At 52.9% G+C, this 24,583-nt stretch carries 22 protein-coding genes and 1 pseudogene; 16 read left to right on the top strand and 7 right to left on the bottom strand.

The window, feature by feature from the left end:
* The first annotated feature begins 118 nt into the window (after positions 1–118).
* Positions 119–1,237 (top strand): glycosyltransferase, encoded by a 1,119-nt coding sequence (locus ACGYLY_RS23870; RefSeq protein ID WP_395285260.1) that lies wholly within the window; start codon positions 119–121, stop codon positions 1,235–1,237.
* A gap of 31 nt (positions 1,238–1,268) precedes the next feature.
* Here ACGYLY_RS23870 and ACGYLY_RS23865 read toward each other — a convergent pair whose 3' ends face one another.
* On the bottom strand, positions 1,269–2,537 hold the full coding sequence (locus ACGYLY_RS23865; protein ID WP_395285259.1) for a hypothetical protein: 1,269 nt from the start codon (positions 2,535–2,537) through the stop codon (positions 1,269–1,271).
* A gap of 136 nt (positions 2,538–2,673) precedes the next feature.
* On the opposite strand from ACGYLY_RS23865, the gene ACGYLY_RS23860 reads away from it, so the two are divergent.
* A complete protein-coding gene (locus tag ACGYLY_RS23860; protein WP_395285258.1) occupies positions 2,674–3,279 on the top strand; it encodes a DUF4330 domain-containing protein in 606 nt (201 codons plus the stop codon).
* Positions 3,280–3,772: 493 nt separating this feature from the next.
* Here ACGYLY_RS23860 and ACGYLY_RS23855 read toward each other — a convergent pair.
* Positions 3,773–4,410 (bottom strand): annotated as a pseudogene (locus ACGYLY_RS23855) (IS6 family transposase).
* A 288-nt stretch (positions 4,411–4,698) separates the two neighbouring features.
* Between ACGYLY_RS23855 and ACGYLY_RS23850 the strand changes: the two are divergent.
* On the top strand, positions 4,699–6,204 hold the full coding sequence (locus ACGYLY_RS23850) for a flippase (protein WP_395285257.1): 1,506 nt from the start codon (positions 4,699–4,701) through the stop codon (positions 6,202–6,204).
* On the opposite strand, the gene ACGYLY_RS23845 is transcribed toward ACGYLY_RS23850, so the two are convergent.
* Positions 6,181–7,380, bottom strand: a complete 1,200-nt coding sequence (locus tag ACGYLY_RS23845) for a glycosyltransferase (protein ID WP_395285256.1) — start codon at positions 7,378–7,380, stop codon at positions 6,181–6,183. The two genes, ACGYLY_RS23850 and ACGYLY_RS23845, sit on opposite strands and share 24 nt — an antisense overlap.
* Before the next feature lie 216 nt (positions 7,381–7,596).
* On the opposite strand from ACGYLY_RS23845, the gene ACGYLY_RS23840 reads away from it, so the two are divergent.
* Both ACGYLY_RS23840 and ACGYLY_RS23835 read left to right on the top strand, forming a co-directional pair.
* The gene (locus ACGYLY_RS23840; RefSeq protein ID WP_395285255.1) at positions 7,597–8,916 is read left to right on the top strand and encodes a sulfatase; all 1,320 of its coding nucleotides are present in this window, start codon (positions 7,597–7,599) and stop codon (positions 8,914–8,916) included.
* A gap of 496 nt (positions 8,917–9,412) precedes the next feature.
* Positions 9,413–10,336 (top strand): NAD-dependent epimerase/dehydratase family protein, encoded by a 924-nt coding sequence (locus ACGYLY_RS23835; RefSeq protein WP_395285254.1) that lies wholly within the window; start codon positions 9,413–9,415, stop codon positions 10,334–10,336.
* Between the two features lie 84 nt (positions 10,337–10,420).
* Here the strand turns inward: ACGYLY_RS23835 and ACGYLY_RS23830 are convergent, their stop codons facing one another.
* The gene (locus tag ACGYLY_RS23830) at positions 10,421–11,659 is read right to left on the bottom strand and encodes an RNA-guided endonuclease InsQ/TnpB family protein (RefSeq protein WP_395285253.1); all 1,239 of its coding nucleotides are present in this window, start codon (positions 11,657–11,659) and stop codon (positions 10,421–10,423) included.
* 472 nt (positions 11,660–12,131) lie between these two features.
* Here ACGYLY_RS23830 and ACGYLY_RS23825 point away from each other — a divergent pair, with 472 nt between their 5' ends.
* Positions 12,132–13,007: a winged helix DNA-binding domain-containing protein gene (locus tag ACGYLY_RS23825; RefSeq protein WP_395285252.1), complete on the top strand. Its 876-nt coding sequence runs from the start codon at positions 12,132–12,134 to the stop codon at positions 13,005–13,007.
* Positions 13,008–13,324: 317 nt separating this feature from the next.
* Entirely contained in the window at positions 13,325–13,681 is a 357-nt protein-coding gene (locus ACGYLY_RS23820; protein ID WP_395285413.1) for a DNA glycosylase AlkZ-like family protein, read from the top strand.
* Between the two features lie 13 nt (positions 13,682–13,694).
* On the opposite strand, the gene ACGYLY_RS23815 is transcribed toward ACGYLY_RS23820, so the two are convergent.
* On the bottom strand, positions 13,695–14,003 hold the full coding sequence (locus ACGYLY_RS23815; RefSeq protein WP_395285251.1) for an antibiotic biosynthesis monooxygenase family protein: 309 nt from the start codon (positions 14,001–14,003) through the stop codon (positions 13,695–13,697).
* A gap of 105 nt (positions 14,004–14,108) precedes the next feature.
* Between ACGYLY_RS23815 and ACGYLY_RS23810 the strand changes: the two genes are divergently transcribed.
* From ACGYLY_RS23810 to ACGYLY_RS23795, 4 genes are all read left to right on the top strand, one after another.
* Entirely contained in the window at positions 14,109–14,306 is a 198-nt protein-coding gene (locus tag ACGYLY_RS23810; protein ID WP_395285250.1) for a hypothetical protein, read from the top strand.
* Between the two features lie 81 nt (positions 14,307–14,387).
* Entirely contained in the window at positions 14,388–15,614 is a 1,227-nt protein-coding gene (locus ACGYLY_RS23805) for an AI-2E family transporter (protein ID WP_395285249.1), read from the top strand.
* A gap of 369 nt (positions 15,615–15,983) precedes the next feature.
* Positions 15,984–17,066 carry a TrmB family transcriptional regulator sugar-binding domain-containing protein gene (locus ACGYLY_RS23800; protein WP_395285248.1) on the top strand — a complete coding sequence of 361 codons (1,083 nt, stop codon included), beginning with the start codon at positions 15,984–15,986 and terminating at the stop codon, positions 17,064–17,066.
* Positions 17,067–17,282: 216 nt separating this feature from the next.
* Entirely contained in the window at positions 17,283–17,642 is a 360-nt protein-coding gene (locus tag ACGYLY_RS23795; RefSeq protein ID WP_395285247.1) for a hypothetical protein, read from the top strand.
* 21 nt (positions 17,643–17,663) lie between these two features.
* Here the strand turns inward: ACGYLY_RS23795 and ACGYLY_RS23790 are convergent, their stop codons facing one another.
* Positions 17,664–18,044: a nuclear transport factor 2 family protein gene (locus ACGYLY_RS23790; protein ID WP_395285246.1), complete on the bottom strand. Its 381-nt coding sequence runs from the start codon at positions 18,042–18,044 to the stop codon at positions 17,664–17,666.
* 226 nt (positions 18,045–18,270) lie between these two features.
* On the opposite strand from ACGYLY_RS23790, the gene ACGYLY_RS23785 reads away from it, so the two are divergent.
* Positions 18,271–18,978: a DUF4386 domain-containing protein gene (locus ACGYLY_RS23785; protein ID WP_395285245.1), complete on the top strand. Its 708-nt coding sequence runs from the start codon at positions 18,271–18,273 to the stop codon at positions 18,976–18,978.
* 129 nt (positions 18,979–19,107) lie between these two features.
* Here the strand turns inward: ACGYLY_RS23785 and ACGYLY_RS23780 are convergent, their stop codons facing one another.
* On the bottom strand, positions 19,108–19,905 hold the full coding sequence (locus tag ACGYLY_RS23780; RefSeq protein ID WP_395285412.1) for an aldo/keto reductase: 798 nt from the start codon (positions 19,903–19,905) through the stop codon (positions 19,108–19,110).
* A gap of 246 nt (positions 19,906–20,151) precedes the next feature.
* Here ACGYLY_RS23780 and ilvA point away from each other — a divergent pair, with 246 nt between their 5' ends.
* The 4 genes from ilvA to ACGYLY_RS23760 all read left to right on the top strand — a co-directional run bounded on the left by ilvA (position 20,152) and on the right by ACGYLY_RS23760 (position 24,583).
* Positions 20,152–21,390, top strand: coding sequence for a threonine ammonia-lyase (gene ilvA, locus ACGYLY_RS23775; protein WP_395285244.1), 1,239 nt, complete (start codon positions 20,152–20,154; stop codon positions 21,388–21,390).
* A 134-nt stretch (positions 21,391–21,524) separates the two neighbouring features.
* Positions 21,525–22,214 carry a hypothetical protein gene (locus tag ACGYLY_RS23770; RefSeq protein WP_395285243.1) on the top strand — a complete coding sequence of 230 codons (690 nt, stop codon included), beginning with the start codon at positions 21,525–21,527 and terminating at the stop codon, positions 22,212–22,214.
* A 60-nt stretch (positions 22,215–22,274) separates the two neighbouring features.
* Positions 22,275–24,032, top strand: a complete 1,758-nt coding sequence (locus tag ACGYLY_RS23765) for a spermidine synthase (protein ID WP_395285242.1) — start codon at positions 22,275–22,277, stop codon at positions 24,030–24,032.
* A 2-nt stretch (positions 24,033–24,034) separates the two neighbouring features.
* The gene (locus tag ACGYLY_RS23760; RefSeq protein ID WP_395285241.1) at positions 24,035–24,583 is read left to right on the top strand and encodes a hypothetical protein; all 549 of its coding nucleotides are present in this window, start codon (positions 24,035–24,037) and stop codon (positions 24,581–24,583) included.

The following is a 24,583-nucleotide window of genomic DNA, read 5'->3' as shown; positions in this document are numbered from 1 at the left end:
GTTTTAGTACGAACTATTGTCTTCGAAGGCTCTTTGTTCTACCATCTTCAATAACTTTCGAATTGCCTCGCAACGACAGCGAAAGTAATTACCACTATTAGTTCCTCAGTTTCTAACGATGGCCAAAGTAGTTCATCTGTCGACCGTCCATACAACGTTTGACGCTCGTATCTTCCACAAGGAGTGTAAAACTCTCCGTGATGCCGGCCATGAAGTCATTCTCTATTGTCATCATCCCTCCTCTACAATTGTGGACGGCATTCGAATAAAGTCTCTTGGAACACCAACATCACGTCCTGACCGATGGAAGAATATTCCCTCGGCCGCTCGACGGGCCGCCCGTGAAAATGCTGACGTTTATCATTTCCACGACCCAGAGCTGATTCCGGCCGCGATGTACCTGTCGAAAACAACTACTGGAAAGGTTATTTTCGACGTTCACGAAAACTATCCAAACAAGATTGAACGTCGAGAATGGATCCCGAATGTTGTGAAACCAATTCTCAGGCGAAGTTTCCCCTTTATCCAGACCGCTGCTGCAGGTAGATTTGATGGACTCATCGGCGCAACAGAGTGGGTGACAGACCAGTTTTCACATCCGATGGCTGTCACTGTCCACAACTATCCAATCGCTGATAAAATCGAACTACCGGAGTCACCACGACATTCAGAACACGAGTATCAATTAGCCTACGTCGGATCACTAAACACGAATCGAGGAATGGTACGGATGGTCAAGCTGACACGTGATCTCGTCAATAAGGGACTAGATGTTGGTCTATGGCTTATTGGACCTATAGACGGTGCCGATGCAAAGCGTCAAGCAGACAAGATCATTTCGAAAAACAACCTTGAAAATAATATCACTTTCTTTGGAGAGGTAAATTATGTTGATATTTTCGAGTACCTCTGTGGCGCTGACGCAGGTCTAGCTCTGACACAACCTGAAGATTGCGTCGGTGCAATACCCAGCAAGTTATTCGATTATATGTATGCAGACCTTCCAATAATCGCCTCATCAATGCCAATGACTAATCAATACCTTCCCGACAACTGTGGTATCACTGTCCCATTCCACGACATCAATTGCATCGGTCAAGACGTTGAGGACCTCTTAAGATCTGGTCGCCACACTGAGCTTGCTGGCAATGGCCAAGAACATATTCACGAAAAGTTCTCCTGGGAACAAGAACAAAAGACGCTCCTCTCTCTCTACAATAGTTTGCTATCCAACTGAGGAATGCCTTGATAGGTAATTGTAGATCTCATTAACGACTTCGAACGAGTGAGGTGGACGCGATTGCAAGTCCAAAGAACACCCATAAGATACTCATTCTTATCACATCGCTAGGACCAATACCACCGATCGTGAATGACAAGAGCGAGGCGAACAACATCATTAATAATGGGCCCCCTGTATTTAGATACTCGAAAAAGAGATCGTCCAGTATTCGTCCATACGCTAGAAGAAACAGTATCGTTCCCGGGAGTCCGACTGTCCCAAGGGCCCACGTCAACCAACCGTGTGGACTTCCAATGCCACCGGTAGGGATGGACATATTTCGGACTGCCGGAGTAAAGTTTCCGACTCCGGCACCGAATATCGTTTGGAATGCAAGTTTGAGTCCACCCTTGATGAGTTGCCACCGTGCCCACAGTGACGGTGAACTGGATTGACCGATCGGGTTCCCAATCTCAATTACTAATACGACGACGATGGTCGCGCCTAGGAAAGCTAGGAATGTAAATACACCATAGATCTGACGTTGGTAATGTCGAATAAAGGGTCTAGCATAATACAACGAAATACAGGTGAATACTACCACAAAAACGGCGACTATCGCCGCTCTTGAACCGTTTTCGGTAATGATTGCCAAAATAGCCACAAAAATGGCCAAATTGAACATTCTATATTTTTTATCGTCGTTTGGGAAGAGGGCATTCACTAAAGGAATAGATGAAAACATAGTCAGGAAGAAAGAGTAATCGTTCCGGTTGTAATACCAGGCCGACATTTTATCCTGATAATACCATGCCCGTTCGTTCACTCGACTCACGGTTAGATGGTGTTGGGTGAAATGTTCCCATCCAGCGATACCGATAGATAGTAACGCAATGAGGGAGAGCACTGTGAAGTATTTCTCGAGAGTGCGTTCACTTCTGACCGTTATAATGATAGAGGCCATCACTAAGAATGCAAGCGAGAGAATGAATAGTTCAGACACCGCTGCCAACTTATCGTCAGCCCAGACGAAACTGACGACAAGGTAACTATACAGTATCAATAGATACATTCCCGCCCTCGAGACACGTATCGAGGCAATTTTTTTGAAAACCAGTCCATACGCCAGTATCGGGATATAGATGAACATGGCAAATAACCTAAAAAAGAACAAATAGTACGAGGCAATTGGTATCCCTGGAAGAGCGGGGCCTATTAGAGCACTCGCCAGTAATATGAAAGAGATATATTGAAACATTTGACCAGTAACTATCCTATTCATAGTGGGTGCTATTCTAAATCGGTTAGTTTCCATGTGAAATACCTTCTTAATATTTGAAAAATATTCTTGTACTGCTCACGGTTCTACTTCATCCTTCTTCTTAGTATATGTTGGGAATTCCCTCTCGATTACAGTCGATATGAGGAAAACTCTAAATGACCCTATGCCTATGGTTTTCATAGACACCGACGTAATTGAGGATGATAATAATATGAGAGTAATAGATGATAACGGGGAGTTATTTGGACGAATAAACATTATCGATCTGTTCGTATTAGCAGTCGTTTTTGTCGCGACGATTACGGGAGCGGCAGTTGTGTTTGACGTTAATCCCATTCAAGCAGTTACTACGAGCGCTTCCCCGAACGATCCGAATGGAGCGGTTGCAACGACATCGACTACAACCACTTCAATTCCAGAGAAAGACTCTGCCCAAAACGTAACAATCACCTTTAGAGCCAAAGAAGTACAACCATATGTCGTAGATAAGATACCATCCGGACCAATAAACGAAAGCAGCGTGCTCCAGGTCCGTAATAAGTCGATTGCACCGACGATTGTTTATGTCACTAATCAAAACGGAGAACTCGTTGGAAAGGAGCATCCGATACTTAAGACAATAACAATGAATATTACGATTCGTTCGACGAAACAGGATTCAGAGATACTGTACAGCGAGAAACCGATCGGAATCGGACAAACAATTGATATAGACCTGGGGAGAGTCTCCCTCTCCGGAAATGTTGTCGCTATCCAAGAAAATGAAGCCACATAATTCGATCTCGAACTCTGTCGTGTACAAGGTTCTTTGTGATCTTAATGAGTCGCTTCGCCGATGGTATAATCGGTCCCACTCCGCTTACATTCTCGGGTCAGCTAAACGCACTATTGAAAATACAGGATACTCACTACCAATACATCAATTTTCAAATCAAATTAGTGATTTTTTGTGGTCAGTTGATGATTCAGTAGTAGAAATAACCATTTATGAAGCAAGAACCATTCGTACACTGAATTCTCTATTCGACCATCTGTCTCGCATCTCGAACCACTCACAGATTTCTTTATCAGATACTCTAAATATAGATTCTGTATTAAGATCTGCTATGGATACGGTCACCCGTATTTCAACTTATAGTTTGGTCCAGAGTTCAGTTCGTATTATGGAAGCCGCTCTCAGGCCAACCAATAGAATAAAAAGAGAACGTCAAACCGACGATCGGTGAGCAAATGCGTTCAAACTGTTACTTCGAGACTTACGGCATTGTCTAGTTTAGCTCCTCTTCGACAGGCGTTCGGTTGTGGAGCGATTGATGAGGTCGCTGATGGTTATAGTACTGCACAAACTGTTCAAGCCACCGCTGAACGCTCGGTCGACTGCCCACCCACGACGTATGAAAGCGGTCGATGCGCTGTTTGAGCGTGTGAAACCACTTTTCGATGAGGTTTCGCTCGGTGTAGTCGAGCCGACCGCGCAACTCAATTCGAAAGAGGACAGTCCGATATCCGTAGCCATCAACGAGAAACACCGCGTCCGAGAGACCATGTTTCTCGGCTAGTTGGCCGAGAAATACAGCCGCTTGCTCGGTGCTATGCCGATCAAACACTTCGATATCGAGGAACAGCTTTGTTTCGGTGTCTATTGCAGCGTACACCCATGACCACTCGCCGTTAATCTTGACAGCGGTTTCGTCGGCCGCGACCCGCGTTGGCGATGCCGACGGCGGGTCGGACACGCTGTCAGATATCCGACGAGCCCACTGAAAGATCGCCTGATGTGAGCGTTTTACGCCGAAGAGCGCAAGAATTGCTTGTGTTTCTCTGAGTGAACAGCCGTCCGCTCACGCTCCCACCATTCAAGATTCGCGGTCTCTAACGTCTGGCTGAGCAGTTCTTGGTTGAGCATAGACACCAAAACCACTGAACTGCTCGCTTCTCAAACTGGCTTAACTAGACAGTGCCAAACTTACAGATATATAAATTTTTTTATAATAAACTTGTTATAGAATGAGGAAGAAGAGCGATCGTAAAATTCATACGGAAGACGAGACGGATAGACTTTAGTTATGCTTTTACATTAGAGAAATACGAAGTATATGATCGTACGTAATTCTCTCCGAGCCCATCGCAGAATCTGAAATAGCTATTAGTAGATATCAATGCAAATCCCTCCCAAATACGCAGTGTTCCCGACGTGTCCGAGGCAAGCAGGAAATCCTATAATACGATGAGTGATCTTCGCAAATCCATAAGTGCGATTCTTTCAGGACGGATGATTGTCAGAATATCCGGTGTTGTTTTCACACCATTGTTAGTGAGAATCCTTACGAAGTCGCAATTCGGCACTTACGGAGTTATTCTCTCTCTATTTACCGTTGTTACGGTCGTCTCTCAGATCGGCCTCCCCAGTGCAATTCGAAAGCATGTAGCTGGGTTTACCGGACAAAATTCGAAACAGTCGACATTGCTCTTTGGAGGTACGGGACTGGCGCTTCTGTACGGCCTCGGTGTTGGGATTATTGTCCTTTTCGTCATGAATCTCTCCTGGGTACACTCTCAGGAATACGAGAAGTATCTGATAGTGTTAGCTGTCGCCGTAATTCTTCGAAACATATTCGACTCGTTCCGTGCAGGTTTCTACGGTCGGCAACAGGAAGCCATCGCTGAAAAGCTCGATATCGCTCGACGGTTGGTATATATTACCTCTGCTCTTGTATTGGCCGTTCTTGGTTTCGGAGTATTAGGCGTGTTCGTAGGCTACACGTTAGCGTATTTCGTCATGATTCCAGCAGTCGTCTACTTAGTACACAAGGAATTCGGACTTACTTCGCTAACTGAACGAACCGAGTTGAGCAATCTCAGTGGACGACTCGTACGGTACGGTGCTCTCCAAGCTGTCGGTGGGATTGCTGCATTGATGTTATATAAGACCGACATCCTTCTCATCAATTACTTTCGGTCAGCTACTGAAACAGCAGCATATCAGGCAGCTTTGTTCCCAGCCGAACTCATCTGGTTTGTTCCAGCAGCGATCCAAGGAGCGATGCTCCAGAATGTCGCCCGACATTGGTCGAGTCGAAATATAGACGCCATCAATGCAGATCTTGATTCGAGCATGAGATACGCAGTCCTCTCTCTCATTCTGTTCGGCGTAGGACTATTGGGGCTATCTAAAGAGTTTCTCACAATTTACTTCGGCCCTGAATATTCAACAAGTGTTTTCCCATTACAGATATTGATCATTGGAACATTCTTCTACGGTATAAATCGGGTTATCGTTCCAGTGCTTCAGGCAACCGGGCGATTGAGATACAATGAGACAGTTACCGTCTCCGCGCTCGTACTAAACATCATTTTAAACGTGATCCTCATTCCACGATTTGGCATAACAGGTGCAGCAATTGGAACGGGGATTTCATACACATCAGTAGTCGTCGGGTCGCTCCTTATTCTCCACTATACCGAATTTCGGCTACTTCGACGTGAAACAGCGATCCAACTGGGTGCAACGCTATTGATCTTTGCTGTCCCGTACCTGACCTTGACTACTTGGATCAATCTTTCCCCATTTATTTCGCTGATCGTCTTTCCCCCAATTGGAGCAGTATTGTTCTCCTCAGCATGTTTGGTTACTGGAATCGTTGATATAGAATTCGTTAAAAAGAGAGCCAATAAGTTAGTTCCAATCGGTCCTACCTGATACTTTTCGATACTCCGCTTCGGTTTGACGAGCGTTTTCTGCCCATGTATATTTTTCCTCCACAGTTGAACGTGCTTGTTCGCCTATATCATCACGAAGAGACGATGACGTGGCTAAATGATGGAGAATTTCGCTCAGTGTCCTCTCTCCTATTTTCTCATCCAACAAGTATCCCGACACTCCGTCTTTAATGAAATCTTCTGGTCCTTCACCTGACCGAGCGATCGTAGGGAGCGAACATGCCATTGCTTCGACGTACGCGACACCAAATGCTTCATTGTAGCTCGGAAGACAAAAAATGTCAGATTCCCACAATAAAGAGAATACGTCTCGCTGATCTTCTACGTATCCCGCAAATTGTGTTCGATCATGCACACCATTTTGTTGGGTATATTTTTCAAGATTCTCTCTTTCCGGTCCATCCCCGATAATTAAATAGTGGATGTCTTCCCGATTCAATTCCGCGAGTGCGTCGATCACCGTCCGGTGGCCCTTCCTGGGAATGAGGTATCCGAGTGTTGTTAGTATGATTTTGTCCTTTGGGAGTTCTATTTCTGTGGACTTGCTTTTTGCTGCGTCGATTTGATCAAGTGGCACTCCATTGGGAATGATCGTCGGATCGAAGTCAAAGTAGCGTTTACCTTGCTTCTTCAATACAGAACTGTTGATCGTAACCGAATCAGAACGATCCAAAACCCGTTGGATAAGTGAGCGACACCCCCACACGTCCTTCGTTTGATAGAAGTCCGCACCATGAATCGTCGTGACGAGAGGAATGTTGAGATCTTCCGCAACAGATATAGCTCCGTATCCGTCTGGTATTGCGACGTGCGCATGGACTATATCAATTGATTGAGTCTCCGATATTCGGGCGATTTCTTTTTGTAACCTCCGACGATACAGACGTGCGTTGATTGGTTGTGACCTTGATTTCGGTATTCCAATATAACGTGGTGATCGGACATCTACTCCCTCATATGTCCATTGGGTAGGCATCGCCCTATAATTCCGCCATTTTTCAGGGAGAAATGGCAACGGAGGGACAAATGGTATTGGCGAAACAACTGTTACCTGGTGGCCTCTATTGATCAGCTCCTTCACTTGATGATGAACAAAGACACCCCGTGACTCATCTACCGGCGAAGGATATAGGTGGGAAACTACTAAGATGTTCATGCACGGTCCTTGGGAGCGCCTCGTTTATCGGTTGTGATTTTACAGTGAGAGACGAGAAATGCGATTCATCGTCATATAGGTTGTTACGTGTATAGATATACTTTAACTATCTTCAGTAAAAGTGTATCGAATATCCACATCATATATTTATTATGTAGTGGAACTTGCGAATCGATTGCATATATTTTTATTACTGCGTGCTCCAAAAACAGGCATGTGACCGATACACCGAATGTCGTTTTTATCTCGATTGACAGTCTCCGTGCAGATGCTTGTTCATTTCTTGAAAGCAATATTCCGACAACACCGAATCTAGAGGCGTTGTCAGATGAATCAGCGACTTTCCGAAGTGTAATCAGCCCAACAATTTGGACACAACCATCACACGCATCCATATTTACTGGGCTTTATCCGCATGAGCATCAACTACGGGGCGGTGACGAAGTACTTGGAGACCATCCGACGCTTGCAGAACTTCTCCGATCAAAGGGTTGGACGACGACAGCGTATGGGTACAATGGTTGGACACGAACGAAAGGTGTCAGCCGCGGCTTCAAATATCATCGTACTCCGCATCCGCGTGAAAGCTATCCCGGTATCCGAAAACGGCTGTTCCAAGCGAAACGACTTGGAGACCGCCTCACGTACGATCGTAAGACCAGAGACGAAACGACAATACAACGAGTAGTAGATCAGATTAAATCGGCTGACGGTCCCTTCTTTACGTTCGCGCATTTGATGGGGACGCATCACGCGTATCTTCCGCGTTCACCGTACTACGAGGAATTCACCGATCGTTCACGCATTGAACTATTCTGGAATCAGATAGAACAACGTCGGCTGTTTGGGAAACGTCCGGAAGTGTATGCAGGAGATTTCTGGCCAAACCAACGCACGATTGAAACCATGAAAGAGCAGTATCACGGATGTATCCGCCAAGCAGACAATCTCGTTGGTGATGTTGTCACAGCACTCCGTGAAAGTGGCGAGCTGGACAACACAATTCTCGTAGTCTTCGGTGATCACGGCGAATGTTTCGGTGAAGACGGTGTTTTCGGCCACCAGTTTTCACTCGACGATGCCTTGCTTCGCGTGCCACTACTCATTCGGGATCCAACCGGGACAATCTCAACCGGCGAACACGACGACCTCGTTCAATTGAACGACCTCTATCCCACGATTCTGAATCTTTGTGGTTTAGAAGTACCCGACACCCACAGCATCAGTATCGGAAGCGGAGATCGAGAGACAGCGTTCGTCAATTACGTTGCCCCAGAGGATGTAGTTGAAAAGAACGAACGATTACATCCTTCGAAGCGTCCTTTGCCAAGACAATACGCCGCATGGCGTTCACCAGACGAGAAATTACATTGGTATCCGGAGAAAAGAGATTATGAGGGCCCAGCGAAAGAGAACACAGAGTTGCGAGAAGTTTTCAAATCGCACCTTGACTCGTTGACCCCGCTTCCACCAAAGGGAACCGAACAGGTTTCCGCTGAAGTCAAACAGAACTTGCAAGAGATGGGATATTTGTGATCATGAGTGACTTCTCACTGTCCACTATGACAGAAGATCTGGTATATGAGAAAGGACATATTCATAAGGGTGTTCGTCAGAACCACCTTCTCGACAGGCGTTTACTCGGGAATGGCTACGTCTGTCTGGGTGAGATTCTAGACAAAGTGATTATTGAACGCACTCGCGTTTCAACCCATTTCAAACTGTGTAGAGTTATTTTGTAGGGCAAATTGAACAGAAAACGAAGCAACAATAAGAATAGTTAGGGTTGATTGATCCATGTCAGAGATGTAGAGATACCATATAACAGACCCCGAAAGTCTTGTCCATTCCCATATGGTAGTACCCTGTATTCGAATAGAACATTTTGTGCTTAGCGATTACATAGTGTTATTAGTATTCATAGAAAAGAAAGTTACATCTTGATCTATGAATGACTTGAAATATGTTATTCTCTTTGAAAACCGAACAGCATATAAATTCACGTTACAGCGGTAATAATAGAGTGTTGCAAATGCAACTATCTGATAAACGCGTCCTCGTTACCGGCGGTGCAGGATTCATCGGCTCGAATCTCGCAAACAGTCTCGCTAGCGAAAACGACGTCATCGTCGTTGACGATGGTTATCTGGGTACACCAGAAAACCTCGATGATGGAATTGAATTTCACAAACAGAGTGTTCTCGATGACGATCTCCCGACAGACGTTGACGTGGTCTTCCACATCGCTGCCCTCTCTTCTTACAAAATGCACGAGGAAAACCCAACAAAGGGTGCACGAGTGAACATCGAGGGATTCGTTAACACAGTCGAACAGGCTCGAGACGATGGCTGTGACACCGTTGTCTATGCTTCCACGTCGTCCATCTACGGCAACCGAACCGAACCATCGCCCGTCACCATGGATGTAACGGTTAACACCGGGTATGAAGCATCGAAGCTCGCACGCGAAAAGTACGCCGAGTACTTTGCCAACCACTATGATATGAATATGGCTGGGATGCGATTCTTCTCGGTGTATCAAGGCTACGGTGGTGCAGAAGAGCACAAAAAAGAGTTCGCGAACGTGATCGCACAGTTCGCCGACGATATGGCAAAGGGCGAAGCTCCTGTTCTGTTCGGAGATGGTACACAGACGCGCGACTTCACCCACGTCGACGATATTGTCCGCGGACTCGTTCTCGCTGCGGAGAACCAACTTACGGGCGTCTATAACCTCGGTACTGGCAGACAAATCTCGTTCAACGACCTCGTCGAATTGCTTAATGAGGAACTCGGCACTGACATCGAACCCGAGTACATCGACAACCCGATTCCGGATTCCGTGTACGTCCATGATACGATGGCGGATTACTCTCAGATAAACGCAGAGACTGGCTGGGAGCCCGAAATCGAACTCGAAGAAGGCGTGAAATCGGTCTGTCAGCAGTACCAATAGTCAAACTTCTCTCCCAATTTCTTTTCTCTTTTTGTGGTTTTATCGTTGCGTTCGAACCTGGCGCGCTCGGTGAACTACCCCTCCCTACGCGCTTCGCGCGTTGCGGACGGGGCTTCCTGCTTCGAGGACGCGCTTTGCAGGAACAACAGCAGTTCCCGTAGGGAGCGCAGTCTCCACAGACGTTGATTCGGAGCATCCCGCTCCTATATCCGCTTTCTTCAATCCACGGACGAGGATGTTGTACGCCGCGTTCGAGTCCCTATCCGCCGTGAATCCACACGATGGACACGAATGTTCGCGCACCCACAGCGGTTTGTCAGACGACACACCGCAGGCCGCACACTCTTTCGTAGTTCCTCGTGGGTTCACTGGAACGTAATGCGTTCCTTCGCGTTCACACTTGTATTCGAGCAGCCGGAGAAAAGTTCGCCATGCAGCGGACGCTCGGTTGCGTGAATTTGAATCGAACTGCATCATTCCGGTGATGTCCAAGTCTTCGACCGCTACGAGGTCGTACTCTCGGGCGTAGTAGTTCGACAGCTTGTGCAAGAAGTCACGGCGCTTCCGGCGGAGGTCGGCGTGACATTCCGCGACTCGTCGCCGTTGCTTCTCGTAGTTGTTCGAGCCGTGTTGCTTTCGCGAGAGTTTTCGTTGCTCGCGTTCCAACCGCTCGCGTTCGTCCGAGAGATCAAGCGATTCGACAGCAGTTCCGTCGGTATCGTGAGCGTATTTGAGAATCCCGACATCGATGCCGACAACGGTCTTGGGTGTCTCGGGTTTCTTTGGGAGTTCGCGGTCTACATTAACACTGAAACTGGCGAACCACTCACCGGTTGGCTCTTTCTTCAAATGAACCTGTTTAATCGTCGCTTCGTCGGGGATCTCCCGGTGCATCTGGATGGGCACATCGCCGATTTTCGAAAGGTGGAGCACAGTCTGACCGCTCTTCTTGTCGAGCTTGAAGCCAGACTGTGTGTAAGTGACCGATCGAAAATCGCGTGGGCGCTTCCAGTTCAGCGAACCGACCTTGAATCCTTCTTCTTTGAGCCCTCCGAGTGCTTTGATGTTGTCTGCGATCCGCATGATGGCTGTCTGAAGCACCGTCGAATAGACGTCGGTGAGTGCGGTCCACCACTTCTTGAGATCAGGGATCTCGTCACGGATCGATCGAACACGTTGCTTGAGAGTCCCACTCGACTCGGGGATTTGTTCAAAGCGATAGAGTCCGTGGTTGTACAGTTGCCTACAGATATCGCGGTGTGAGTCCATGGCCGAACGCTGTTTGTCGGTCGGACTGAGTGGATATCTGTAGGCGGTGCGCATTGACTATTCTCGCTCCTCTATAAGTTCGTCTATCTTCTCGCGAATGAACGATGAGAGGTTGAGGTGTTGCTCCTCAATCCACTCGTCTTGGTCTTCGCGGATGGTGATAGTCTTCCGCTTCACTGTATGCACACATTGCACACTATGCACTATAAACATATCGATTACGTGGACCTGCAATACAACAGTGTACGAAAGACGATGACGGCGTTGACGAGACGCGAAGCGTCTCGTTCGCACACCAGAAATCTTCGATTTCTGGGGACGCTGTATCCCTTCCTACTTGCTCGCGGTGCTCGCTCCTTGAGGAAGGGGGCTTAGCGCCTGCATTCAGCTAATACGCTGACGAGCGTACGTTGAATAACACTTGGGGGATTCAAATGGCAGTGACGTATTCCGCTGGTTGTCCGAACCGCATCGAGGGAACCAAACACTCGGCCACGACTCTGCACGGGCTTTCTCGGTGGACACCATGACTACCGACATTCTCAACCGACGTACGCTCAATAGAGCCCTGTTGGCGCGACAGTCGTTGCTTCGGCGCGAACGATTGTCAGCCGAGCAAGCCATCGAGCGTCTGGTTGGAATGCGGTCCCAGAAACCGGAGGATCCGTACATCGGGCTGTGGACGCGATTACTTGACTTTTGCCACGAGGAGTTAGGCAAGTCACTCACGGACCGTCGAGCGGTGCGCGCATCAATGATGCGCGCGACGATCCACCTGGTAACCGCTCGCGATTATGTACGAATCCGGCCAGTTCTCCATCCCGTCCTCGAACGAAGCGTGTATTCGAACGCCGACAGAAAACGGAAACTCGACGGAGTGGATACAGCGGCCGTTCTAGCCGTCGGACAGACCCTGATGGAGGAAGCGCCGTTGACTCAAGCCGAGTTGCGCGACTTTTTGGCTCCCGAGTGGCCGAACCGCGATGCCACTGCCCTTGCTTTCGTAAACCGAATGCTACATCCGCTTGTGCACGTCCCGCCTCGTGGTATTTGGGGCAAGAACGGCCCGGTAGCGATGACGACAGCGGAGAACTGGCTCGGCGAGCGGGTGAGCTCAACCACCGACTCAAGAATGCTCGACGAGTTGGTCCTGCGATACTTCGCCGCGTTCGATCCGGCTACTGCCGCCGACGCGCGGACGTGGTCCGGAATTTCGGGATTGGGTGACGTCGTCACCTACCCCGACGTTTACGCCGGGGCTTGTGTGTGGCCGGACCAGGCCAGGAACACAACTTCTTACCGGTGTTCTCGCGCTCTATCCCTGCTACGCACCCATATAGGGCTTCACACGGACCGTCTCGGACGTGTCGCGGTCATCGTTCCCGATTCCAGGGGCAGGTGACTGTTAACCCGTCTCGACAAAGAACAGTCGCGTGGTCCAACCGAGAACGATAGCGACTGTAACCGCGTTCGGCTCTTTTGCCCTGCCGAGACGTGCTGTGGTTGCGCAACCAACGAAATCAGCGTCAGCGACTGTTCTGCCGCCTTCTTCCAACAAGAGTAGTTACGCAACGAGGGGTCCTAAGCCTGCCGGTTTCGGCGATTTCGTAGTGAAGTTTACGCGATTCCCGCCCGGCCTAAAGGCCGGGATTCCCTCGCTGATTAAAGACGGCTCCGTTCACAGCTCCGAACCTTCCGTGATACGGACGGCCGCGAACTATTCGACGTCCCCGACGCACCGTTCCCGACTCGGACACTCACGCGCCACCTCGATTCCTTCCGGAATTCGATAACGCGTTGCTCTCCCACGCCGACCGCTCCCGGATACTTCCTCCGGAACATCGCCAACGGGTCATCAGCGAGCGATCCGCCAAGGGGACCGTTCTGATCGACGGGTTCGTGACTGGGTTCTGGCGTCTCGAACGGACACGCGATGCTGCTACGCTTCGAATCGAGCCGTTCGAGTCGCCTTCGGGGGAACAGCGCGGCGCCCTTTCAGAGGAAGGGAATCGGTTGCTCGCCTTCGCGGCGAGCGCTGCAACGGAACGCGAGATCAAATACGCAGACAGGGAGTAAGCGGCCTGTGAGGTCACTCCTCAGACGAATACAACTCGTAGTGTCGTACTGTCGGTTCGAACTCCAGGAGATACTCGTCGTCTTCGGGATAATACGTCGCTGTCTCGATGTCGGGACCGACAAATCGCTCGATTGCGGCCTCCGATTCCCAGAAGGAGAGGGTGAGAAAATGCGCTTCGTCGCCGTCGAATCGTCGGAGGACGTACGCACCGCGGTTACCGTCCACGGACTCGTAGTCGGGTATCGCTCGTCGCTTCAAGAAATCGAGGTACCTGTTCGCTTTCGCTGCTGGTGTCTTCCCATGCCAGAGGCGGACGATCATACGATGATACACGTCGTATCGAGCCAAAACCTCATCGCGGCTCGAGCCTTCGAAGCGGACCGCGATAGAACCTACGTTTATTGAACTGGGTCTCGATTGTAAGGTATGGCAAAAATAGTGTACGACGGACCAGACGGGACCAACGAACAGGAGATAGACGCCGACAACATCTCCGATTCGGGTCGGGTGGAAGGGATTAGATTGAATCTCAAGGAAGAAGGGTATCTGCACATCCCCTACGGCCGTCTCTACTGGATCCGAATGAGCGAAGACGAGGGAAAGATCGACTATTCGCGATCGTGATGGCCGTTCCGTCCGGTCCCCGCGCTGGCGATCGATATCTCGGGAAAAGCTCTTTAAAGCGATTTCCTCAACGGTTGAGATATGAACGTTGACCCCACACGGGATCGCGAACGGACCGCTTGGTGGCTCATTTTCGGGACACTCGGTTTGGTTTTCGCCTTTGTCCTCTACTCGTACGTCGGAACCATCGTCCTCGGACTGTTCGTCTACTACGCGACGCGGCCGATCTATCGTCGGTTGAGCCATCGCGTCCAATCACGTAGCCTCGCAGCAGGGCTCGCGTTGGGAACGCTCGCCTTCCCAGGCATACTCCTCATCGCATACACCGTGTTCGTGAGTATTCAGCAACTGGGCGAACTCGCGGGGATCGATTTCGAGCAGTATGAGTCGTTGTTGGGGCCGTACCTCCGCAGCGTTCTCGGGCGACAGAACCCACAAGATGCCATCAATCAGATCATTTCAAATCCACAACAGCTCACCCGGTATCTCGACCCTCGAACGGCCAGCGAGGTCCTAACGTCGGCCGGTGGCTATCTCGGTGCCGCCGCATCGGGTCTTTTGCACGTGTTCATCGCACTCGTTATCGCGTTCTACCTCCTTCGGGACGACCAAAAACTCGCTCGATGGTTTTCGTCACAAATCAGCGGGGAGAACAGCGCGACGCACGCATATCTGGCGGAGGTCGATACAGACCTCGAAACGATTTACTTCGGAAACATTCTGAACGCGTTCGTCGTCGCCATCGTCGCCGCGATAACCTACACGGCACTCGATAGTATTGCCCCGCCCGAAGTGGGCATCCCCGCAGCAGTTCTTTTGGGCCTCTTGACCGGGCTCGGCAGTCTGATTCCCGTCGTCGGCATGAAAATCGTGTACGTACCGATCGGTCTGTATCTGGTGGGTCGGTCCATCGTCACCGCCCCACAGTCGATCTGGTTTCCGCTCGCTTTTCTCGTGGTTGCGGCGGTTATCGTCGATGGGCTGACCGAAATCCTGTTGCGTCCGTACATCTCCGGTCGGAATCTCCACGTGGGTCTGGTCCTCTTCGCCTATATCCTCGGCCCCCTCCTCTTCGGGTGGTACGGACTGTTCCTCGGTCCACTTCTGCTGGTGCTGTTCGTTCACGGCGCACGGATCATCCTCCCGGACCTTCTGCACGGCCGAGAGCTAACGCCGTTTGCCACCGCCGCGGACCCGATTCCGGATGCGAATGAGGATCCGGTCCCTGATACGACTTCCGCCGATGCGGCCGATACCGAACCATCGGAATCGGATACCCCTTCTGAATCGTCCGATGGAGGGGAGTGAGGACGATGTATCACGACCCGAACGACGGTAGACATTCGTCCCATTGAATCGCCTCGTCGCACGGTCCGTTTCGAGCCATTCGGGAATTTCCTCGGTTCCGAACGAAGTGGAACAACGGTCGTTGTACTACAACACCTATTGTTAATAATATTGACAATTCTTATCTACTCACGTCGTCCACGTTCAGTTGCGATGGATTGGAATCACAGACGCGACGAACCCAAAGCAGAGCAGAAAAAGAGAGAACCCGGGAGCGGCACGAATTGGTGGTTGATCGCCGCTGCCGCGAATGCTGCCTAAAAACCGATCAGGAGCCCTCGCGAAGCAAAGCTCCGATCAAGATTTATCGACACGGGATCAACGATTAGAATGGATACTGGAGAACTCATTTCCGTTTTACAAGATGCGGGGCTGTCCCCGTATCAGGCGAAAGCATACGTGACGCTTCTCGAACTCGGCTCGGCGGCGGCGAGCGATTTGGCGACGACGAGCGGAGTTCCAGGCCCACGAATTTACGATATACTCCACGGGTTGGAGGAAGACGGATTTATCGTGACGTACGAGCAAGACCGCCTCTATGCCCGCGCGCTTCCTCCCTCGGAAGCCCTCGATAGCGTTCGAACACGCGTCAGTCGGTTTCAAGATGCAATCGAGGAGATCGACGATCGCTGGCAGCAGCCCGAAACGGATGACCACGAAATCACCGTTGTAAAACGGTTCGACACCGTCTTCGAACGAACGAAACGGGACATCCAAGCTGCCGAGCATCACGTGCTATTGGCGCTGATGCCGCCACAATTTCAGGCGCTTCAGCCTACTCTTCAAGAAGCTCACTCACGGGGGGTGCAAATATACGCCGTTGTCCATCCACGCCCCGACGAAGCGATCTCGCTCGAAACGTTCGACTTGGAAGCCAGTTGTACCGAACTGTATCGGACCATCCCCTGCCGTGGGAAACCGTTCGTCGCGTTAATCGACCACCAGAAGGCTAGCTTAGCGCTGAACATCGACACCACTGACGAGTACGGATTCATGGTCGAGGACCCGTTACACGAGTACTTGCTTTGGTTTTACCTGATGGGACTGTTCGAAGCCGCGGATCTCGTCTATGCCGATGAAGACCTTCGGTTGCCGATAACGTTCGGTGAGATTCGAAGCTTCATTCGAACAATATCGCCACTTCTCAGCGATGGAAAGACGATCGAGGTACGAGTGAACGGTCGACGGATAGAGACGAACTATCCGTGCACGCTTCGAGGAGAGGTTATCGGAATCGAGTACGGCGACGGTTCGAACGACGAGGCGAATCCGTCGATATTCCAGCTGATCGCACAAGCGGCCTTCATCCTCAAGACATCTGATGGGACCGTGTCCGTCGGCGGGAAAGGTGCAGTAATCGAAGACGTCGAGGCAAGCGAGATAGTTTTCGAAGCGGTGGATCGACCCGTCTAAGTCCCTTTCGGTGACCCACTCATCGACCCTCGAAACACTCCCGTCGGACCCATTAGTGAGCCCACTTTTGAAGTTTTACTACGAATCGAGAGTTTTGAGACATCGGTGAGAAACCATAATCATCCACCGTTTCTACAGTCGTGTAACCGGGTCACTCAGGGTTCCACCGATCCCCTGTTCGGTGGTTCTCGCTGCGACACTCGGGGTGTATCATCCATGAACTCGAACTCCACACTTCGCGACGAGAGAACCGATATGACCGCGTTCGACCTGTCGTCGCCCGAAATGGCGTCGGTTGTCACGGACTGGCGACGCCGCGCCGTTCTCACGTATCTCCGCGACAACGGTGCGGTGCAGTTGTCGGAACTCGCTTCCCGTCTGGCGCGGAAGAAAGCCAACGCAGAGGGACGAGGACCGACCCGTTCCGACGAGCGACGAACCCGCGTGACACTTCACCACGTGGACGTTCCGTTCCTCGCGGACGCCGGAATGGTAACGTACGATACCGTTTCACGAATCATCACCCCCACGCCGACGGTCGACCGTCTCGGTGCTCCCTTCTTTACCACCGGGTGATGTGCCGTCGCTGCGAGCGATTTACAACTCGTGTGAAACGCTCACGTGCATTCCGACGAACGTCCAACCGTCACGTTCGACGAGCGTTCCGCTCCACCGGGTATCGAACTCGCGGCGTGTTCCGTTCGTCGCGTCCGTCCACGCCATATCGACCGTGTCGGAAAACCACGCGTAACCGTCTCGTTCGGCCACTCGCAGTTCGTGGCTCGTCACCGCCCAGTCCTCGGTCTCGCGGGTCTGTTCGCGTAACCCTTCCGCGACTGCCTCGTATCCGACGAGTCGCTCTGAAATCCCGAACTTGACCAGCGAGTCGTCCTCCGCGAAATATGGATAGAGCGGTTCGCCCTGACGAAGCGATTCGTAGTACTTTCGGACGGTGACTTCGGCATCGTCGGCGTTCATGACGAACGACCATCCGTCGGGGAGTCCCAAAGGTGTTTTTCTCACTCGCTCTGGCCGGGAGGATGGATTCGTATCGACCGATTGGTCCCACCGGGCGTGATTTTGTCGAGTAGATAACACACGGGATAGCTCATTGAAAGTCATTTCATCGTCGTAGGGAGTGTCGTTACTTCGAATTGAGAGCGCTGGTCAAAGGATATATGAGTACAAATACGAACATAATATTATGGAGCTGAGTGAGATATCTAAAGACAGAAAGATCGCACTGTTTTCGGGAATTCTGATTCTTCTCGGAATTATTGTGGGAGTGTTCAGTATCGTCCCCGCTGTGGAAAGTCCGAATTATCTCATCGAAGCCTCTGAAAACCAGAATCGAGTGCTGATGGGAGCATCGTTCCAATTTATATTAATTCCGATATATTTGGGATTTGCGCTTCTTTTGTATCCAATCGTGAGTAAGTACAGCGAAAGTTTAGCGATTGGGTTCGTCGGGTTTCGAATAATTGCTCAAGTATTTCAACTAATCGGCGTGATACTTCTGCCATTGTTCGTGTTCTTGAGCCAGGAATACGTGACCGCTGCAACTGCCGATCGATTATATATTCGAACTTTCGGAGAGTTATTGCGACTGGGACGTGACTTGGTGAACCATGTCGGAGTAATGTCGTCTACAGGCTTGGGTAACTTGATCTTATACTATGTGTTTTACAAGACAAAACTGATCCCGAGATGGTTATCCGTCTTCGGTTTTGTCGGAAATATACTGGGAATACTAGCTAGCTTTTTAATCCTCTTTTCGATTATCAGCGTGATATCCCGCGAATTCATCGCGTTATCGACCCCATTGGTCTTACAAGAAGTTGTTCTCGCATTTTGGTTGATCATCAAAGGATTTCGTCTATCCGAGTCAAACTTGACATCAGAAACGGTGTGAAATACAGAGTAGATATCTATCATTAACGCATCAACTTGTCGTCGTGATGGTGGCCCCTCCGCGCCTCGTTCGACACTACTTGTCGACGAAAGCCAAACGGCGACGAATGACCGATTCAATCGTGCGTCACTAGTTCCACGGCGCGTCGTCTGGGTCGATGAGACGCTCTTCGCGCTCTATGGCGTCGATCGCCGCGATATCGACTTCGTCCAACGCCAGTTCTCCCGCCTCCAAGTTCTCCCGGAGGTGGTCCTCGCTCGACGTCTTCGGGATGGGAACCACGTTCTCCTTCGCGGCAAGCCATGCCAGCGACACCTGCTGTGGTGTCGTATCGTGTTTCTCCGCGATCTCCTGAATCTCATCCACATCGGTCACTTCCCCGCGGGCTATCGGCGCATAGGCGACGAGCCAGTGGTCGTCCTCGCGCGCGTACTCGTGGAGTTCCTCCTGTTGGAGCAGGGGGTGCATCTCGACCTGATGGGCGAATATCGGCGCGTCGAGGACGTCCTTTGCTTCGTCCAGTTGTTCGAGTGTGAAGTTGCTTAAGCCGACGTGGTCGATTTTCCCGTCGTCGCGGAGTTCGTCGAACGCCTGAAGGGTTTCCTCGGCATCGTACGTGTTCCGCGGCCAGTGGACGTACAACAGGTCCACGCTCTCGACACCGAGCCTATCGAGGCTGTCGTCCGCACTCTCCAGCACGTCGTCGTACGCGAGTTTGTCGTCCCACACCTTGGTCGCCAGAAAAACGTCGTCGCGTTCAATGTCCGCGCGTTCGACACCGTCACCGACGTGCGCCTCGTTGTCGTAGGCCTGTGCGGTATCGACGTGACGATAGCCGGTTTCCAGCGCAATGGAGACGATGTCAGCGCACTGCTCCGGGTCGGTGTTCTTGTACGTTCCGAGTCCGATGTTCGGGAGTTCGTCCATACGTTTCGATGGAGCGAGTCGCTTGTGAAAGGTGTGGCCGTTTCGCCATCTCCCGATTCCGTTGTCCCCCGTTCCGGGAGAATAGGGTTCGACGAATGTCATCGATGTTTTCTCTGTGCGCCGGTCGGGGATCTCCGTCGGCGGGACTCCCCTGCCGATTCGGGAAGAGATGGCGGGAAGTGACCGTTCGGGTGTGGCCGCGCCGAACCGTGCCCATCATAGTGGTGTACGACAACGGACACGCAAATGGCGACCAACCCGTCGAAACGACTCTCCTTTTCGGACATCGAACAGGCAATCGAACGACTCGACGACCCAGAAGTCGTCAAACGGACGCCCGTCGAACGGAGCACGTCCCTCGACGAGCGAACCGGCGGCGAGGTCCACCTCAAGATGGAACACCTCCAGTGGACGGGGTCGTTCAAAACGCGCGGCGCGTACAACAAAATCGAACGCGACGTCGTCGGGACGGACACCGACCGCGTCGTCGCGGCGAGCGCCGGCAATCACGCGCAGGGCGTCGCGCTCGCGGCGACCAAACTCAGCATCGATTCCACGATCGTCATGCCGAAGACCGCCCCGCAGACGAAGATTGACGCGACGAGGGGCTACGGCGGCGAAGTCGAACTCGTCGGGCGGGACTTCCGTGAGGCGATGAACCACGCACAGGGCCTCGCTGAGGAAGGGTCAGCGGAACTCATCCACGCCTACGACGACCCGGCCATCATCGCCGGACAGGGGACGCTCGGGGTGGAGATGTACGAGGACCTCCCGGACGTCGATACGGTCGTGGTTCCCATCGGCGGCGGCGGCCTCATCTCCGGCATCGCGCTGGCGTTCGCCGAACTGTCCCCCGAGACGCGAATCGTAGGCGTGCAGGCGACGGGTGCGGCGACCGTTCCGGATAGTTTGGACAAGGGGATTCCGCAAACGCTCGATTCCGTGGACACCATCGCCGACGGCATCGCGACGGGCGGCATCTCCGAATTGACGCTCGGGATCATCGAGGACCACGTCGACGAGATCGTCACCGTGACCGACAGCGAAATCGCGCGGGCGGTCCTCTTCCTGCTCGAACGGGCGAAGCAGGTGGTCGAGGGTGCCGGTGCGGCCTCCGTCGCGGCCATCATGGGCGAGGCCCTCGACGTCGAGGGCGAAACAGTGATGCCGTTGCTCTGTGGCGGGAATCTCGATATGACGATGCTCCAAACGGTACTGGTACACGCGCTGACGAACCGCGAACAGCTCCTTCGACTTCGGGTTCGCATCCACGACCAACCCGGCAAGATGCAGGAGGTGTCCGGCATCATCGCGAATCACGGGGCGAACATCCGGAACGTCCGACACGATCGTTCGGCACCCGAACTGGACGTCGGCGAAGCGTACCTCGTCTTTCAGGTGGAGACGAGCGGTGCCGGACAAGCCCGGAACATCATCCGTTCGATACGCAATCACTCCTACGAGGTCATCCACGTTAACTCCTGACGCGGTTCGAATTTTCCGCGGCGAGAACGACTGACGCCGCGATTCCCGTTTCTTTGCCTCCTCCCCGGATAGTGGTAGGATAAACCACAAGATAGATTATGGAGTTGTCTAATTTCTAAAAGGGTATCAAAACAATGCGCCGCCGTCAATTCCTCCTCGCCTCCGGAATCGGAGCGGTAACCGCCCTGAGTGGATGTCTCGGGAGCGAGTCCTCCCCCCCGCCGAGAAAATCGAACGTCGTCACGGACTTCGAGATGAACGATGGATCGCTCGTTATCGACCTCGCCAATAGCCCGTGGGTCATGTCCCGATACTCGGGAAATAGCGGGTCCGCGGGATGGTTGAGTCCCGTGGGCGTCGCCAATGCCAAAGGGAAGAGCGGCGGCGGTGGCGGGAAAGGAGCGTCCGGTCGCGGTACCGGCGGATACGCCAAGGCCCCGCGAACTCACCACGGATACGCGTGGTATCACGGCGGCGACTACGCCGACGACTGGTACGAGGACCACGGCGACGACGTGACCAAATACCGGACCACCATCGCCGCGCTCGGTATCGCCTATCTCGGCGGTGCCTCCCGGATGAACGACGATGCGCCGGGTGCGGGTCCGGTTCCGTGGGACGAGAAATACGGGAACCCGAAGGACACCGTCGAGTACGACATTGCCGACCGAGGCGGGAACCCGAAAAGCGGATGGTACCGCGTGGGAGTGAACCTCGCGAACGACAATCACGACTTCCGCTGGGAGTGTTTCGACCTCGAAATCGACGACGGGACCAGTGGCGGCCACATCGGCGAAACGTGGAAGGTATCGCCGCGTATCTGACCGTCGTTCCCACCGACGCATCGACCCCCTACGAGAACCCAGACTCATACCCCTCTCCACATGTCGAAAACACGAACCGGTACGACCACCTTCCTCGCGCTGACGTTCGTCGTGTCCTTCTGTAGCTTCGTCTACGAGTTCGTCTACTCCGAACTGCTGACGGTGATGTACGGTGAGACGGTGACGCAGTACGTCATCACCGTCGGCCTGTACTTCTTCAGCCTCGGCATCGGTGCCGCGCTCTCGGATGACCTGAACGCCGACAATCACGGCGGGAACTTCTTCAGGACCGAGGTGTTCCTCGCCGCTGCCGCTCCGGCGGGATTCCTTCTCGTCATCGGTCTCAACAGCGTGCGTATTCCGTCGGCGGTTCCGGCGGAACTGCTGTGGATCGTGGCACGCCTCCCCGTCATCGCCGTCGGATTCCTCTCCGGGTTCGAACTCCCGTTATTGATGCATATGGTGGACGAACTGGACGAGGGAGGAACGGCGACCCCGGCGTGGGTTCGTCGCCTCGGGCGATGGGCACACGAAATCGTCATCGCCATCCTTCAACTCTTCTGGGACGTCGAGCGCAACGCGGGCAAACGGAGCGGCCTCTCGGTGGTGTTGGCGATGGACTACATCGGCGGCCTCGTCGGCGCGGTGCTGTACGCCAGAGTCCTCTACCCTGGTTGGGGACTCATCCCCACCATATTCGTCCTCGCGTTGCTCAACGCCGTCGCCGCACTCGTCTTCATCGCCCGCTTCGGGGACTGGTCGTGGTCGCCGTTCGAGACGGGAACCGCGCTCGTTCGCCGCGTGCCGAAAGCGCTTCTCGTCGTCTGTCTCCTTCTGGCCGCATCGTACGGCGGCGTGGTCGCGAAGCACGAAGCGGCCGACAAGCGACTCTCGAAACTCTACCTCGAACAACACATCGAAAACGAATACCCGCCGGGTGCGATGCGCGCCGAAGTCGTCTCGCAGGAGACGACGCCGTACCAGCACGTCATCCGATACAAGCGCACGTGGACCGGTACAGGACCGAATCCCTACTTCACCGGAGACACAGAGCGGTGTCTTCGACTCGGCTCCGCGATACAGATGTGCGACAGTTGGGCGGACAGCTATCACAACGGGCTCGTCGACGTTCCGATGTCGATGTTCGAACACGGCCCGGAGACGAAGGTGCTCGTCGTCGGCGGCGGGGACTGGGTCGCAATCGGCCACCTCCGGGAGTACAACGTCACCGTCGACCACGTGGACCTCGACGCGGAGTTCATGAACCGGACGAAAGACGACCCATTCTTCGGCCGATGGCACCACGATTCCTACGAGTACGACCGACTGAACACGACCATCGCGGACGGCTATCGGTACCTTCGGGAAACCGACGAGCGGTACGACCTCGTCCTCCTCGACATTCCCGGCGCGACGAACGACGACCTTCTCAAACTCTACTCGAAGGAGTTCTACGGTTCCGTCCGTCGCCACCTCACCTCGGACGGCGTGTTGGTGACGTGGACGTACTCGGCGGACGCCTATCCCGTCCACCACAAAGCGTTCGTCAACACGGTCGATGCCGCCGGATTCACCCGTCAGATGCCGTACTGGGCGTGGGAGGATATCGACAGCGACGGGCAAACCGAACGCATCGAGCGGTTTTACGTCCTCGCTCCCGGAGACCGGCGACCGTTCTCGGTGACGAACGGAACCGACTACGTGAAGCGATACCCCGAGCGTTACGGTGCCCTCCGCTGGCGACCAGTGCCCCGCTATCGCGGCGTGCGGGTGAACACCATCTTCCATCCGAACTACGACATCCTCATCGACAACTGACCATGTCCTCCATCCAACAGACCCCGACGACGCTGTACTTCGGTTACACGAACGCCACGCCCGACATCGCCTCGTTGGACGTGAAGACCGTCCATCCCGATACCCTGCTCGGGTATCCGGCGGCTTTCACCGTCATCGGCGAATCCCACTACGTCGGCTTTCCGGCGCTCGGGTTTCACGAACTGTGTTCCTGTCGGTCGCTCCCCTCGGAGACGACCTACGAGACGCCGCTTTCGCCCGCCGTCGAGCGCGAGTTCCGGTTCGACGGCGACCACATCGGGGCGACCACCCTCGTCGCCGGTCGTCCCATCGACGCGTTTCCCGGCCCGGAGGCGGCGACGGTCGCCTACCGATTCGGACCCGAAGCGTGGACGACGATTCTCGTGACCGACTCCGGATACGAGACGTATCACACTTATCCGGAACACGAACTGGCACTTTACACCGAAACGACGCTGACGCGTCGAAATACCCCGCCCGAGTCACCGACCGATGACTCGAATCGTCACATGATGAACGCGTCCACGACGAACGAACACACAACGGAGTAA

Origin of the sequence: Haladaptatus sp. CMAA 1909, from assembly GCF_043952005.1 — an archaeon.
Classification (GTDB): Archaea; Halobacteriota; Halobacteria; order Halobacteriales; family Haladaptataceae; genus Haladaptatus.
Note: the sequence above shows the minus strand (reverse complement) of the source record. Positions and strands in the feature narration are given on the sequence as shown.

Excerpts from the sequence above, each read along its gene's own strand:
- ACGYLY_RS23805 (WP_395285249.1), top strand. The coding sequence starts at position 14,388 with ATGAACGTTGACCCCACACGGGATCGCGAACGGACCGCTTGGTGGCTC.
- ACGYLY_RS23770 (WP_395285243.1), top strand. The coding sequence starts at position 21,525 with ATGCGCCGCCGTCAATTCCTCCTCGCCTCCGGAATCGGAGCGGTAACC.
- ACGYLY_RS23830 (WP_395285253.1), bottom strand. The coding sequence starts at position 11,659 with ATGCGCACCGCCTACAGATATCCACTCAGTCCGACCGACAAACAGCGT.
- ACGYLY_RS23765 (WP_395285242.1), top strand. The coding sequence starts at position 22,275 with ATGTCGAAAACACGAACCGGTACGACCACCTTCCTCGCGCTGACGTTC.
- ACGYLY_RS23860 (WP_395285258.1), top strand. The coding sequence starts at position 2,674 with ATGGTTTTCATAGACACCGACGTAATTGAGGATGATAATAATATGAGA.
- ACGYLY_RS23780 (WP_395285412.1), bottom strand. The coding sequence starts at position 19,905 with ATGGACGAACTCCCGAACATCGGACTCGGAACGTACAAGAACACCGAC.
- ACGYLY_RS23845 (WP_395285256.1), bottom strand. The coding sequence starts at position 7,380 with ATGAACATCTTAGTAGTTTCCCACCTATATCCTTCGCCGGTAGATGAG.
- ACGYLY_RS23825 (WP_395285252.1), top strand. The coding sequence starts at position 12,132 with ATGACTACCGACATTCTCAACCGACGTACGCTCAATAGAGCCCTGTTG.
- ilvA (WP_395285244.1), top strand. The coding sequence starts at position 20,152 with ATGGCGACCAACCCGTCGAAACGACTCTCCTTTTCGGACATCGAACAG.
- ACGYLY_RS23800 (WP_395285248.1), top strand. The coding sequence starts at position 15,984 with ATGGATACTGGAGAACTCATTTCCGTTTTACAAGATGCGGGGCTGTCC.
- ACGYLY_RS23870 (WP_395285260.1), top strand. The coding sequence starts at position 119 with ATGGCCAAAGTAGTTCATCTGTCGACCGTCCATACAACGTTTGACGCT.
- ACGYLY_RS23795 (WP_395285247.1), top strand. The coding sequence starts at position 17,283 with ATGAACTCGAACTCCACACTTCGCGACGAGAGAACCGATATGACCGCG.
- ACGYLY_RS23815 (WP_395285251.1), bottom strand. The coding sequence starts at position 14,003 with ATGATCGTCCGCCTCTGGCATGGGAAGACACCAGCAGCGAAAGCGAAC.
- ACGYLY_RS23865 (WP_395285259.1), bottom strand. The coding sequence starts at position 2,537 with ATGGAAACTAACCGATTTAGAATAGCACCCACTATGAATAGGATAGTT.
- ACGYLY_RS23760 (WP_395285241.1), top strand. The coding sequence starts at position 24,035 with ATGTCCTCCATCCAACAGACCCCGACGACGCTGTACTTCGGTTACACG.
- ACGYLY_RS23810 (WP_395285250.1), top strand. The coding sequence starts at position 14,109 with ATGGCAAAAATAGTGTACGACGGACCAGACGGGACCAACGAACAGGAG.
- ACGYLY_RS23835 (WP_395285254.1), top strand. The coding sequence starts at position 9,413 with ATGCAACTATCTGATAAACGCGTCCTCGTTACCGGCGGTGCAGGATTC.
- ACGYLY_RS23790 (WP_395285246.1), bottom strand. The coding sequence starts at position 18,044 with ATGAACGCCGACGATGCCGAAGTCACCGTCCGAAAGTACTACGAATCG.
- ACGYLY_RS23785 (WP_395285245.1), top strand. The coding sequence starts at position 18,271 with ATGGAGCTGAGTGAGATATCTAAAGACAGAAAGATCGCACTGTTTTCG.